Consider the following 12,262-nt stretch of genomic DNA (forward strand, 5'->3'; position numbering starts at 1 on the left):
CGGGGGGGGCCGGGGGGGGGGGGGGGCGGCGGTGCTTGCCCCCGGCCCCGTCCTGCCCCATCTGGCGGCGATGACCCGCCTGTTCCTCGCTCTTCCGCTCCTGCTCGCCGCCTGCGGCCAGCCGGCCTCCGACGCGCCCGCGAGCAACGCCGCCGCGCCGGAGGCGGCCGCCCCGCGCGATGCGGCGCCCGCGCCGGCCCCCGCCGCGCCCGCGCCGGCCGAGGGGCCCGTGCTCTCGCCGCAGGGCTATGACGCGATCCGGATCGGCGCAAAGCCGGGCGATGCGGCGGGCTATGCGCTCGCCAGCCCCGACGATGCCGGGAACGAATGCCGCATCTTCCGGTCCGATCGCGCGCCGGGTCTGCTGGTGATGGCCGAAAAGGGCGTCATCACCCGCCTCTCGGCCTATGGCGGCCAGGACGGCGCGGCCGCGATCCGCACCGATCGCGGCATCCATGTCGGCTCGACCGAGGCGGAGGTCCGCGCCGCCTACGCGCCGCTCGCCGCAAGCCCGCACAAATATGAAGGCCTGCCCGCCAAGGATCTCGTCTGGGGCGGGCAGGGCGCGGCCCCCGGCTTGCGGTTCGAGATCGGCGGCGACGGCCGCGTCTCGCGCCTCCACGTCGGCGCCGCCCCCGCGCTCCACTACGTCGAGGGGTGCTCCTGACCTCTCCACCGTCACCCCGGCCCTGAGCCGGGGTCCCGCTTCTCTCCTGATCCGGTCGGCCGCTACCGTTCCGGCCGCTGGTCCCGCCAGATCCAGCGCAGCGCCTCCGGCAGCACCGCCCCGCCATGCGCGTCCGAATGTCCGCCGTCGCCCCATACGTGGGCGATGTCGTAGCGCGGCCCCAGGTCGTGCAGCCGCTCGGCCGCCGCGTTGCGCCATTCCAGCGCCTTCAGCATCTGCTGGTTGGCGAGGAACCAGTTGCCATGCTCGTTGTCCAGGTCGTTGCTGCCGTCCTGCAGGAAGACGCGGATCGGCCGGATCGCGCTCTTGCGGATCAGCCCCGGATAGGTGTCCCCGCCATAGGCGACGGGCGTGCCGTCGGGCCCCAGCTTCAGCCCGATCGACGTGTAGCTGCCGATGAAGCTCAGCACGTTGCCGAACGCCTGCGGCCGGTGCCACGCCGCCGTCCACGCCGCGATCGCCCCGCTCGACGTGCCGCCGATCGCGCGCCGCTTCGGATCGTCGGTGAAGCGCCACCGCGCCGCCACCGCCGGCAGCAGCTCCTCGGTCACGAAGCGGACATAGGCGTCGCCCAGCGCGTCATACTCCTCCGCGCGGTGGTCCGGATTGGCCATGCCCAGGTCGGGCGGATAGTGCGCGCTAAGGTTGCCCGGCGTCACGAACACGCCCAGCGTCGGCGGGATCGCGCCCGCGGCGATCAGGTTGTCGAGCACGGTCGGCACGCGCAGCGATCCTGTCGGATTGGTCGCGCGCTGTCCGTCCTGGAAGACGAGCAGGTTGGGCGGCTGCGTGGCGTCATAACCCGCCGGCACATGCACCCAGTAACGCCGCACCGTGCCCGGGAAGATCGCGCTCCTGAGCTCGAACGGCCCCTCCAGCCGCCCCCGCGCCACGCCCGGGCGGACCAGCGAGTCGGGCGTCAGCGGATAGTCGCCCGGCGCGCGCGCCTGCGCCGCCGCCGCCCCCAGCACCGCCAGCCCCGCCGCGATCCAGCCCCACCGCATCCCCGCCTCCGCTATCGTTTCTTCACGAACTCTGCGCGCAGCACGAGGCCCTTGATGCCGTCATACCGGCAATCGATCTCCTGCGCATCGCCGGTCAGGCGGATCGACTTGATCAGCGTGCCGCGCTTCAGCGTCTGGCCCGCGCCCTTGACCGTCAGGTCCTTGATCAAAGTCACCTGGTCGCCGTCGGCCAGCACGTTGCCGACCGCGTCGCGCACCACCGCCGCGTCGTCATCGCCGCCCGCGCCCGCTTTGGCGCGCGCCTCGGCCGCGCTGATCCACTCGCCGCTCGCCTCGTCATAGATGTAATCGTCGTCGCTCAACATTTTGCCCCTTTCGGCGTCGCGGCTAACCGATCGTCCCGCCGCCCGCAAACCGCAGGCAGGTGTCGGCAAGCGGACAGGCGTCACAAAGCGGCGCCGCCTCAGCCCGGCAGAGCGTCTGGCCAAGCCGCTTCAGCCCGACATGGAAGGCGAGGAAGTCCGCCCCCCGCCATCCCGGCATCGCCGCCGTGACCGCCTCGCTCGCGGCGCGAGTGTCGGCCCGCGCATCGACCGCCCCCAGCCGCCGCAGCACGCGCAGCACGTGCGTGTCGACGATCATCACCGGCAGGCCAAGCGTGCCCGCGTTGAGCGTCGAGGCGGCGACCTTCCGCCCCACGCCCGGCAGCGTTTCGAGGAAGGCCAAAGCGCGCCCGAGCGGCATCGCGGCGAGCGCCTCCAGCCGGAAGCCGAACGGCCCCGCGCGCAGACGCCGCATCGCCTCGACGATGTAGGATGCCTTGTCGGCGGCAAAGGTCACCTCGGCGATCGCGGCCTCGACCTCCCGGACGTTCGCGTCCGCCAGCCGCGCGGCGCTCGTGAACCAGGCAATCAGCCGGTCGAACGCGCGTTGCGAGACGGCGTCGCGGGTCCGCCCGCTGATCATCGACTTCGCGAGCTGGTCGAGCGGTCGGCGCGGGGGCAGCAGCGTGAGCGACGCACGGACCGGCGCCAGCCGCGCCTGCCATCGCGCATAATCGGACGCACCGAATCCGAACGCCATCTGCATGCCGGCAGATTAGAACATAACGGGAACTCACGAAAGCCTCTAGGCGTCGGCCACGCTCCAATCGATCGGCGCCTGCCCATGCGCCTCCAGGAAGGCGTTCGTCTTGGAGAAATGGCGCGATCCGAACCAGCCGCTGTGCGCCGACAAAGGGGAGGGGTGGGGCGCCTTGAGGACGAGGTGGTGGCCCCCCTGATCGACGCTCTTCACGAACGCCGCCTTCTTCTGCGCATAGCTGCCCCACAGCAGGAACACGACCGGCTCGGGCTTGGCCGCCACCAGCCGGATGATCGCGTCGGTGAAGCGCTCCCACCCGCGCTCGCGATGCGACGCCGCGCGGCCGCTCTCGACCGTCAGCACGCTGTTGAGCAGCAGCACGCCCTGCCGCGCCCAATGTTCGAGGAAGCCGTTGCGCGTCGGCGCGATGCCGAGGTCGCTGTGCAGCTCCTTGTAGATGTTCACGAGGCTCGGCGGCGGCGGCACGCCCGGCCGGACCGAGAAGCACAGGCCGTGCGCCTGACCCTCGCCATGATAGGGGTCCTGCCCAAGGATCACGACGCGCACCGCGTCGAGCGGCGTCAGGTCGAGCGCGCGGAACCAGTCGCGGCTGTGCGGGAAGATGCGCCGCCCCTTCGCCTTTTCGCCGACCAGATAGGCGCGCAGCGCCGCCATATAGTCGCTGTCGAATTCGGGCCGCAGCGGCGCGGCCCAGCTCGGATGCAGATTGGGCTCGCCCATGATGCCGCCCTGTGACCGGCGGGCGGCCCCTGCGTCAACCGCGCAGCTTTACTGTGTCGATGACAGGCGGGCCGGGGCGCGCCATTGCACCCCGGCCGCCCGATCACGCCGCCAGCGTCTGGTTGTCGATGACGAAACGGTAGCGGACGTCGCCCCTGGCGAGGCGATCGTAAGCGGTCTCGATGTCCTGGATCCCGATCATCTCGACGTCCGACACGACATTGTGCCGGGCGCACAGGTCGAGCATCTCCTGCGTTTCGGCGATGCTGCCGATCGCCGATCCCGCGATCGACTTGCGCCCCATCATCAGACCGAACACCTGCGGCGACGGGTGCGGATGCTCGGGCGCGCCGACCAGCACCAGCGTTCCGTCGCGGTGCAGGAGCGCGACGAACGCATCGAGATTATGGCTCGCGGCGACCGTATCGAGGATCATGTCGAAGCTGTTGGCATGCGCCGCCATCTCGTCCTCGTTCTTCGATACCACCACCTCGTCGGCGCCGAGCGCGAGCGCGGCCTCCTTCTTGCCCGGGGAGGTGGTGAAGGCGACGACATGCGCGCCGAGCATCTTCGCCAGCTTGACGCCCATGTGGCCGAGCCCGCCGATCCCGACGATGCCGATCTTCTTGCCCGGTCCCGCGCCCCAATGCTTGAGCGGGGAATAAGTGGTGATGCCCGCGCACAGCAGCGGGGCGACGGCGGCGAGCTGGTCCTCGCTGTGGCTGACCTTCAGCACGAAGCCCTCGGTTACGACGATGCGCTGCGAATAGCCGCCGAGCGTATTCTCGCCCTGGCCGGCCATGTTGCCGTTATAGGTCAGCGTGAAGCCGTTCTCGCAATATTGCTCGAGCCCCTCGTCGCAGGCCGGGCAATGCTGGCAGCTGTCGACCATGCAGCCGACCGCCGCGACATCGCCGACCGCGAATTTGCGGACATGATCGCCGACGGCGGTCACGCGGCCGACGATCTCATGGCCGGGAACGCACGGATATTGGGTATTGCCCCACTCGTTGCGCGCCTGGTGCAGATCCGAATGGCAGACGCCGCAAAAGAGGATGTCGATCTGGACGTCGTGCGGGCCGACCGCGCGCCGCTCGATCTCGAACGGGGCGAGCGGGGTGGTGGCGGATTGGGTGGCATAGGCCTTGATGGTCATTGGGATGCTCCCTGATGGATGCGGGCACGGCAATTCGGCTCGTCGCTGCGATCGGCGCGCGTCGAAATCCCGGTGCGGCGGCCAACATAAGCGGGGAGGGAGCAGCGGATTAGCGCTTGTCGCCTGTATGCGCTTGTGAGCAGAATTCATGAATGAACCGGAATGACCTCGCCGATCTCGCGGCGTTCGTCGGGGTGGCGCGCGAGCGCAGCTTCACGCGCGCCGCCGCGAAACTGGGGCTGACGCCCTCCGCGCTCAGCCACGCCATGCGCGGGCTCGAGGAGCGGATCGGCGTGCGGCTGCTCAACCGCACGACGCGCAGCGTCACGCCGACCGAGGCGGGGGAACGGCTGCTGCAGTCGGTCGGGGTGCGCTTCGACGAGATCGGGGAGGAACTGGCTGCGCTGGGCGTGCTGCGCGAACGGCCGGCGGGGCGGGTGCGGATCACCGCCGACGAACTTGCGGCCGAACTGGTGCTGTGGCCCGCGCTGCGCCCTGTCCTGCGCGCCTATCCCGACATCGCGGTGGAAATCGTCACCGATTATACGCTGACCGATATCGTCGCGCAGCGCCTCGATGCCGGCGTGCGGCTGGGCGACATCGTGGACAGGGATATGATCGCGGTCCCGATCGGGCCGCCGATGCGGATGATCGCGGTCGCGGCGCCCTCCTATCTCGCCGGATGCACGCCCCCCGCGACGCCCTACGATCTCGCCGCGCATCGGTGCATCAACCTGCGCCTGCCGACCTATGGCGGCCTCTATGCCTGGGAGTTCGAACGCAACGGGCGGGAATTCAAGGTGCGGGTCGATGGCCAACTGACCTTCAACAGCATGTTCCTGATCCTCCAGGCGGCACGTGACGGCTTCGGCATCGCCTACGTCATGGAAAACCATGTCCAGCCCTTCCTCGACTCGGGCGAACTGGTCGCGTTGTTCGGGGACTGGTCGCCGCCCTTTGCCGGCCTGCATCTGTATTACCCGTCCCGCCGCCAGCCGACCGCCGCCTTCGCAACGATCGTCGAGGCGCTGCGTTACCGCCCCTCTGCCCGCGCCTCCGTCGCTTGACTCGGGCGTGCTCCATCACTAATTGCGCCTCCTCCCACGAACCTGGTCGACGGCGGCGCTTCTGCGTGCGCCGCGTTTCTGCTGTTCGTGGGTGTAAAGCGTCGAGATGGGGCGGCGGCCACCCGCCCTGTGGAGCAGGAGAAGCATAAGACCATGGCACGTATCGCGGGTGTGAATATCCCGACCAACAAGCGCGTCGAAATCGCGCTGACCTACATCCACGGCATTGGCCCGGCCAAGGCCAAGGAGATCACCGAGAAGCTTGGCATCGCGCGCGAGCGTCGCGTCCAGGACCTGTCGGACCAGGAGGTCCTGCAGATCCGTGAGACGATCGACGCCGGCTACACCGTGGAGGGCGATCTTCGCCGCCAGGTGGCGATGAACATCAAGCGTCTGATGGATCTCGCCTGCTATCGCGGCCTGCGTCATCGCAAGGGCCTGCCCGTTCGCGGCCAGCGCACGCATACCCATGCGCGCACCCGCAAGGGCAAGGCCAAGCCGATCGCCGGCAAGAATAAGTAAGCCCGACGGGAAATCGTCCGGGGGACGATTTCCGCGGCTTACTCCGCCGGTACGCGCAAGCGGACCGGCGTAGCGCAACAGATTAGGTCAGGAAGAATACGAAATGGCTCGCGAACCTCAGCGCATCAAGCGGCGCGAACGCAAGAACATCACCGCCGGCGTCGCCCACGTGAACGCCAGCTTCAACAACACCATGATCACCATCACCGATGCGCAGGGCAATGCGATCAGCTGGTCGTCGGCCGGCATGATGGGCTTCAAGGGCAGCCGCAAGTCGACCCCCTATGCCGCGCAGGTCGCGGCCGAGGACGCGGGCAAGAAGGCCGCCGAACATGGCGTCCGCACGCTCGAGGTCGAGGTCAAGGGCCCCGGCTCGGGCCGTGAAAGCGCGCTCCGCGCGCTCCAGGCGGTCGGTTTCCACATCACCTCGATCCGCGACGTGACCTCGATCCCGCACAATGGCGTGCGCCCCTCGAAGCGTCGTCGCGTCTGATCCTGGTATCCGGGGCTTCGTCCGGCCCCGCTCTTTTTTCGTTTCCGGCCGCAGCGGACGCGCCGCGGCCACAGCCCCGAGGGGACCATGATGGCGATCAATGCCAAGAACTGGCAGGAACTGAAGAAGCCCGTCGCGCTCGACAAGAAGGGCGGGGGTGACGGCAAGCGCAAGGCGGTGTTCGTTGCCGAGCCGCTCGAGCGCGGGTTCGGCCTGACGCTCGGCAACGCGCTGCGGCGCGTGCTGCTGTCGTCGCTGCAGGGCGCGGCCGTCACCTCGATCAAGATCGAGAACGTGCTCCACGAATTCTCGTCGCTGACCGGCGTGCGTGAGGACGTGACCGACATCGTGCTGAACGTGAAGCAGATCGCGCTGCGCATGCAGGGCGAAGGCTCGAAGCGGCTCCAGCTCACCGCCACCGGCCCGGGCGAGGTCAAGGCGGGCGATATCGCCACCACCGGCGACATCGAGGTGATGAACCCCGAGCTGGTGATCTGCCATCTCGACGACGGCGCCACGCTCAACATGGAATTGGCCGTGCAGCCGGGCAAGGGCTACGTTCCCGCCTCCGCCAACCGTCCGGCCGACGCTCCGATCGGGCTGATCCCGGTCGACGCGCTCTACTCGCCCGTGCGCCAGGTCGCGTACAAGGTCGAGAATACGCGCGTCGGGCAGGAGCTCGATTACGACAAGCTCACGCTGACGATCGAGACCGACGGCACGCTGACCCCCGAGGACGCCGTCGCCTATGCCGCGCGCATCCTGCAGGACCAGCTTCAGCTGTTCGTCCACTTCGACGACGGTCTGGCGGCGGCCGCTCCGGTCGCCACCACGACGATGGCGCCGATCGGCGGCGTGGTCGAGCCGGAGGCGGGTTCGAACCAGCTCAACCGCTTCCTGCTGAAGAAGGTCGACGAGCTCGAACTGTCGGTGCGTTCGGCCAACTGCCTGAAGAACGACAACATCATCTATATTGGCGATCTGGTTCAGAAGACCGAGGCGGAGATGCTGCGCACCCCGAATTTCGGGCGCAAGTCGCTCAACGAGATCAAGGAAGTGCTGTCGTCGATGGGCCTGCGCCTCGGCATGGAAATTCCTGGCTGGCCGCCCGAGAATATCGAGGAAATGGCCAAGAAGCTCGAACAGGAATTCTGATCGGCTTGTGACGATGGGGGCGGGCGCCGTTCGGGCGTCCGCACCTGTCAACTTCGTCAACTTCGCGGTTGGCGTGGGTAGGATCAGGGCTTTGGGCGGTGGCCCTTTCGCACCGCCTGGCCGGGGCTGCCTTGAAACGGGCTCCGGACGAACGAAGGAAGATCATCATGCGTCATCGCGTCGGCGGCCGTAAGCTGCAGCGTACCTCCTCCCACCGCACGGCCCTGTTCCGCAACCAGGCGGCGGCGCTCATCAAGCATGAGCAGATCACCACCACGCTCGCCAAGGCGAAGGAGCTTCGCCCCTATGTCGAGAAGCTGGTGACGCTCGCCAAGAAGGGCGGCCTGTCGAACCGTCGTCTGGCGCATGCGCGGCTGATGGACGACACCCAGCTCGTCAAGCTGTTCGACGTGATCGGCGCGCGCTACGCCGACCGTAACGGCGGCTATATCCGCATCATCAAGGCCGGGCTGCGCGCCTCGGACGCCGCCGCGATGGCGGTGATCGAGTTCGTCGATCGCGACGTTTCGGCCAAGGGCCAGGATTCGGGCCCGGTCGGCGAGGACGAGGCCGAAGCCGCCTGATCCGATCTTTCCGATCGACACCACGGAAGGCCGCGGCGCGATGCCGCGGCCTTTCCTGTTTTCAGGCGGCCCGCCGTCCCGCGCCGACCGCCGCCTGAATGTCCGCCTCGCTCGGCATGTCCTGCTCGATCATGCAGCGCAGGCCGAGGTCGAGCCCGTGCATCGGCCGCGCGGTGGCGAACGCCGCCACCGATGCGCCCCGCGCCTCGATCCCCTGTCGCTCGCCCGGCGGCAGCGCCATTCGCGTCCCGAACTGCCCGCCCCATGACGAGCCGACCAGCCGCGCCTGGGGGTCGAGAATGCTGATCCGCCGCGCCGACTGCGCGCCGCGCGTCGCATCGGGCGCGTGGAGCACCTCGGCCATCAGCGCCTCCCAGTCGAACTCCAGGTAGAGCACGCCGTCCGGCCGAGCGCCGGGGCGCGGGTTGATCGCCTTGACGAAGATCATCACCGCATGATGGTTCGACCACGGATTCTGCCATACCTCGTCGGTGAACCATTCGTCCGGCTCGGTGCTGCGCATCGCCTTGCCGAACTGGGTCGCGTCCGAAAAATCGTGCACGACGATGCTGGCGTCCGGATTGTCGGTGGCAATGACCCGGCCCTCGGCCGACACGATGAAGGCGTTGAGATACTGGCCCGAAACCCGGCGCAGCATGCGCAGCCGGCCGGTGGCGGCGGCGAGGGCCTCCGCATCTCCCGTCGCCGCCGCCGCCATCACGAGCGGATCGCTGGCGAGCAGGCAGAGGTGCGAGCCGCGCGTCGCCAGCGTGCGCATGATCTGCTGGATGATCGATTGGGCGAGGTCCACGAGCCGTGCGCCCTCAATCTCCTCCAGCATCTCGTCCGCGAATTGCGCGCCGAGCGCCAATCGGTCGAGGACGTCGGCGCGGAACGCCACGGCTGAATGGCGCGTCTGCCCCGCAAGCGCCTTGATTTCCTGTGCGACGATCGAAAATCCGCGCCCCGCCGCGCCCGATCGCGCCGCCTCGATCGTGGCGTTCAGCGCGAGCAGGCTGGTATGCGCGGCGATCCGTTCATTGTCGGCCGCATAATGCTTCACGTCCTCGCGAAGCATGGAAAGTAATGTCCTGATCCGACGCGGCATCGATGGGCTCCGAGGGGCTCGCTCTCCTCATCACGGCTTCTGGTTAAGAGCGCGTTAGGACGGCTGCGGCTGGACAAGTTTTTCCCGTCTCCTTATCCGCCGCCCATGAGCGCAGCCCCCACCGATTGCATCCTGATCGTCGATTTCGGCAGCCAGGTAACCCAGCTGATCGCCCGCCGCGTGCGCGAGGCGGGCGTCTATAGCGAGATCGCGCCCTTCAACGCCGCAGACGCCGCCTTCGATCGGCTGCGACCCAAGGGCGTGATCCTGTCGGGCGGCCCGGCGTCGGTGACCGAGGCGGAAAGCCCGCGCGCGCCGCAGCGCTTCTTCGACAGCGGCGTGCCGGTCCTCGGCATCTGCTACGGCCAGCAGACCATGTGCCAGCAGCTCGGCGGCGAAGTCGTGGTGTCGGGCGACGGCGGCGAGTTCGGCCGCGCCTTCGTCGAGGTGACCGCGACATCGGCCCTGTTCGACGGCCTGTGGGAGATCGGCGAGCGTCATCAAGTGTGGATGAGCCATGGCGACAAGGTGGCGCGCCTGCCCGACGGCTTCTCCCCGATCGCGGTGTCCGAAGGCGCGCCGTTTGCGATCACCTCCGACGAGGCGCGCCGCTTCTACGGCGTGCAGTTCCATCCCGAGGTGGTGCATACGCCCGACGGCGGCAAGCTGATCGCCAACTTCGCGCGCCACGTCTGCGGGCTGACGGGCGACTGGACGATGGCCGAGTTCCGCGCCGCCAAGATCGCCGATATCCGCGCGCAGGTCGGCGACGGCCGCGTCATCTGCGGACTGTCGGGCGGGGTCGACAGCGCGGTGGCGGCGGTGCTGATCCACGAGGCGATCGGCGACCAGCTCACCTGCGTGTTCGTCGACCATGGCCTGATGCGCCAGAACGAGGCCGAGCAGGTCGTCAGCCTGTTCCGCGAGCATTACGGCATCCCGCTCGTCCATGTGGATGCGGAGGCGACGTTTCTCGCCGGCCTGGCCGGGCTCACCGATCCGGAGGCCAAGCGCAAGTTCATCGGCAAAACCTTCATCGAGATCTTCGAGGCCGAGGCGAAGAAGATCGGCGGCGCCGATTTCCTCGCGCAGGGCACGCTCTACCCTGACGTGATCGAAAGCGTGAGCTTCACCGGCGGTCCGTCGGTCACGATCAAGAGCCACCACAATGTCGGCGGCCTGCCCGAGCGGATGAACATGAAGCTGGTCGAGCCGCTGCGCGAACTGTTCAAGGACGAAGTCCGCGTGCTCGGTCGCGAACTCGGGCTGCCTGACGCCTTCGTCGGGCGCCATCCGTTCCCTGGCCCTGGCCTGGCGATCCGCATTCCGGGTGAAGTCACGAAGGAGAGGTGCGACATCCTCCGCAAGGCCGATGCGATCTATCTCGACGAGATTCGCCGCGCCGGACTCTACGACGCCATCTGGCAGGCGTTCGCGGTGCTGCTGCCCGTGCGGACGGTGGGCGTGATGGGCGATCACCGCACCTATGACAGCGTCTGCGCGCTGCGCGCCGTGACCTCGACCGACGGCATGACCGCCGACGTCTACCCGTTCGACGCGGCCTTCCTGGCCCGCACCGCGACGCGCATCGTGAACGAAGTCCAGGGTATCAACCGCGTCGTCTACGACTATACATCCAAGCCGCCCGGCACGATCGAGTGGGAATAATTTTTGCGCCGCCGAAGGTATCCGAAACTACGATATTCTGCGACGTAACACGCTGAAAATAAAAAATTCTTCTGTTGTCATCTATCGCCGTCGATCACGGGGCACAGCTCCAGTCTGACGGACTGGCTGACGGTATGGGCGCGTATTGCCGACTGCCAATTTCGAGAATACCGTCATGGAAATCGAGGCCGTGACGGTATTTTTTTCGCAGTAAGAAGCGGAAAACATTACCGTATTTCGCACTGCGGCCTCTCAAATATGCCTGACGGTATTTTGATTGGAGGTTTTGCGGTGCTGACGGATTCAGCGATCAAGGGTCTGCGGGCCAGGGAAAAGCCGTACAAGGTCTCGGACCGCGACGGCATGTACGCCCATGTCACGTCGAAGGGCGTCATCACGTTCCGCCTCGACTACCGACTGCACGGCCGGCGCGAGACGATCACCCTCGGCAAGTATGGGACGGACGGGCTGTCCCTGGCCCGGGCGAGGGAGAAGTGTATCGACGCTCGCCGGCTTGTCGGCGAGGGGAAATCGCCGGCGATCGAGAAGCAGCGCGAGAAGCGTCGGCTGAAGGAAGCCAAGAGCTTTGGAGAGTTCGGCGAGAAGTGGCTTGCCGCCGCGCCGATGGCCGACAGCACCCGTGCGATGCGCCGGTCGATCTTTGAGCGTGAGCTTCTCCCTGCGTGGCGTAACCGGCTGCTGCCGTAGATCACGCCCGACTATCTTCGATCGCACTGCGTTAATATCGTGGAGCGCGGGGCGCCGGCAACCGCGATCCACGTCCGCGACATTCTGAAGCAGATTTACGGCTTTGCGATTTTGCACGGGGAGAAGGTCTCCAACCCCGCCGATGAAGTTGGTCCCGCGTCGATCGCGACGTTCGTCCCGAAGGATCGGTCGCTGTCGCCCGCCGAGATCCGCATCATGTTCAAACAGCTCGAGCACGTCGCGACGCTACCGACGATCCGCCTCGGTATGAAGCTCTATCTCCTCACCATGGTCCGGAAGAGCGAGTTGCAGGATGCAGTGTGG

At 67.7% G+C, this 12,262-nt stretch carries 13 protein-coding genes and 1 pseudogene; 8 read left to right on the forward strand and 6 right to left on the reverse strand.

The window, feature by feature from the left end:
- On the forward strand, positions 1-667 hold a 667-nt coding region (locus ACOJSF_RS05990; RefSeq protein WP_420141313.1), incomplete at its 5' end, for a hypothetical protein.
- Positions 668-729: 62 nt separating this feature from the next.
- Here the strand turns inward: ACOJSF_RS05990 and ACOJSF_RS05995 are convergent.
- The 5 genes from ACOJSF_RS05995 to ACOJSF_RS06015 form a co-directional block, all read right to left on the reverse strand.
- Positions 730-1,692, reverse strand: a complete 963-nt coding sequence (locus ACOJSF_RS05995) for an alpha/beta hydrolase (RefSeq protein WP_420141314.1) — start codon at positions 1,690-1,692, stop codon at positions 730-732.
- Between the two features lie 11 nt (positions 1,693-1,703).
- Entirely contained in the window at positions 1,704-2,018 is a 315-nt protein-coding gene (locus ACOJSF_RS06000; RefSeq protein WP_420141315.1) for an alkylphosphonate utilization protein, read from the reverse strand.
- A 22-nt stretch (positions 2,019-2,040) separates the two neighbouring features.
- The gene (locus ACOJSF_RS06005; RefSeq protein WP_420141316.1) at positions 2,041-2,742 is read right to left on the reverse strand and encodes an endonuclease III domain-containing protein; all 702 of its coding nucleotides are present in this window, start codon (positions 2,740-2,742) and stop codon (positions 2,041-2,043) included.
- Between the two features lie 39 nt (positions 2,743-2,781).
- A complete protein-coding gene (gene ung / locus ACOJSF_RS06010) occupies positions 2,782-3,477 on the reverse strand; it encodes a uracil-DNA glycosylase (protein ID WP_420141317.1) in 696 nt (231 codons plus the stop codon).
- A 103-nt stretch (positions 3,478-3,580) separates the two neighbouring features.
- A complete protein-coding gene (locus ACOJSF_RS06015; protein WP_420141318.1) occupies positions 3,581-4,633 on the reverse strand; it encodes an NAD(P)-dependent alcohol dehydrogenase in 1,053 nt (350 codons plus the stop codon).
- Between the two features lie 152 nt (positions 4,634-4,785).
- Between ACOJSF_RS06015 and ACOJSF_RS06020 the strand changes: the two genes are divergently transcribed.
- From ACOJSF_RS06020 to rplQ, 5 genes are all read left to right on the forward strand, one after another.
- Entirely contained in the window at positions 4,786-5,700 is a 915-nt protein-coding gene (locus ACOJSF_RS06020; protein ID WP_420141319.1) for a LysR family transcriptional regulator, read from the forward strand.
- Positions 5,701-5,853: 153 nt separating this feature from the next.
- Positions 5,854-6,222, forward strand: a complete 369-nt coding sequence (gene rpsM, locus ACOJSF_RS06025; RefSeq protein ID WP_420141320.1) for a 30S ribosomal protein S13 — start codon at positions 5,854-5,856, stop codon at positions 6,220-6,222.
- Positions 6,223-6,325: 103 nt separating this feature from the next.
- On the forward strand, positions 6,326-6,715 hold the full coding sequence (rpsK, locus tag ACOJSF_RS06030; RefSeq protein ID WP_171743335.1) for a 30S ribosomal protein S11: 390 nt from the start codon (positions 6,326-6,328) through the stop codon (positions 6,713-6,715).
- A gap of 90 nt (positions 6,716-6,805) precedes the next feature.
- Positions 6,806-7,870, forward strand: coding sequence for a DNA-directed RNA polymerase subunit alpha (locus ACOJSF_RS06035; RefSeq protein ID WP_420141324.1), 1,065 nt, complete (start codon positions 6,806-6,808; stop codon positions 7,868-7,870).
- Between the two features lie 167 nt (positions 7,871-8,037).
- Positions 8,038-8,454, forward strand: coding sequence for a 50S ribosomal protein L17 (gene rplQ / locus ACOJSF_RS06040; RefSeq protein ID WP_420141321.1), 417 nt, complete (start codon positions 8,038-8,040; stop codon positions 8,452-8,454).
- 61 nt (positions 8,455-8,515) lie between these two features.
- Here the strand turns inward: rplQ and ACOJSF_RS06045 are convergent, their stop codons facing one another.
- Positions 8,516-9,532 carry a methyl-accepting chemotaxis protein gene (locus ACOJSF_RS06045; protein ID WP_420141322.1) on the reverse strand — a complete coding sequence of 339 codons (1,017 nt, stop codon included), beginning with the start codon at positions 9,530-9,532 and terminating at the stop codon, positions 8,516-8,518.
- A gap of 135 nt (positions 9,533-9,667) precedes the next feature.
- Between ACOJSF_RS06045 and guaA the strand changes: the two genes are divergently transcribed.
- Both guaA and ACOJSF_RS06055 read left to right on the forward strand, forming a co-directional pair.
- The gene (gene guaA, locus ACOJSF_RS06050; RefSeq protein WP_420141323.1) at positions 9,668-11,230 is read left to right on the forward strand and encodes a glutamine-hydrolyzing GMP synthase; all 1,563 of its coding nucleotides are present in this window, start codon (positions 9,668-9,670) and stop codon (positions 11,228-11,230) included.
- A gap of 291 nt (positions 11,231-11,521) precedes the next feature.
- Positions 11,522-12,262: pseudogene (locus tag ACOJSF_RS06055) on the forward strand (tyrosine-type recombinase/integrase); the annotation flags it as partial.

The organism is Sphingomonas sp. (genome assembly GCF_048594985.1).
Lineage (GTDB): Bacteria > Pseudomonadota > Alphaproteobacteria > Sphingomonadales > Sphingomonadaceae > Sphingomonas_I.

Coding starts and splice junctions, on each gene's coding strand:
- guaA (WP_420141323.1), top strand. CDS start 9,668: ATGAGCGCAGCCCCCACCGATTGCATCCTGATCGTCGATTTCGGCAGC.
- rpsK (WP_171743335.1), top strand. CDS start 6,326: ATGGCTCGCGAACCTCAGCGCATCAAGCGGCGCGAACGCAAGAACATC.
- ACOJSF_RS06015 (WP_420141318.1), bottom strand. CDS start 4,633: ATGACCATCAAGGCCTATGCCACCCAATCCGCCACCACCCCGCTCGCC.
- ung (WP_420141317.1), bottom strand. CDS start 3,477: ATGGGCGAGCCCAATCTGCATCCGAGCTGGGCCGCGCCGCTGCGGCCC.
- ACOJSF_RS06035 (WP_420141324.1), top strand. CDS start 6,806: ATGGCGATCAATGCCAAGAACTGGCAGGAACTGAAGAAGCCCGTCGCG.
- ACOJSF_RS06000 (WP_420141315.1), bottom strand. CDS start 2,018: ATGTTGAGCGACGACGATTACATCTATGACGAGGCGAGCGGCGAGTGG.
- ACOJSF_RS06045 (WP_420141322.1), bottom strand. CDS start 9,532: ATGCTTCGCGAGGACGTGAAGCATTATGCGGCCGACAATGAACGGATC.
- rplQ (WP_420141321.1), top strand. CDS start 8,038: ATGCGTCATCGCGTCGGCGGCCGTAAGCTGCAGCGTACCTCCTCCCAC.
- ACOJSF_RS05995 (WP_420141314.1), bottom strand. CDS start 1,692: ATGCGGTGGGGCTGGATCGCGGCGGGGCTGGCGGTGCTGGGGGCGGCG.
- ACOJSF_RS06005 (WP_420141316.1), bottom strand. CDS start 2,742: ATGCAGATGGCGTTCGGATTCGGTGCGTCCGATTATGCGCGATGGCAG.
- ACOJSF_RS06020 (WP_420141319.1), top strand. CDS start 4,786: ATGAACCGGAATGACCTCGCCGATCTCGCGGCGTTCGTCGGGGTGGCG.
- rpsM (WP_420141320.1), top strand. CDS start 5,854: ATGGCACGTATCGCGGGTGTGAATATCCCGACCAACAAGCGCGTCGAA.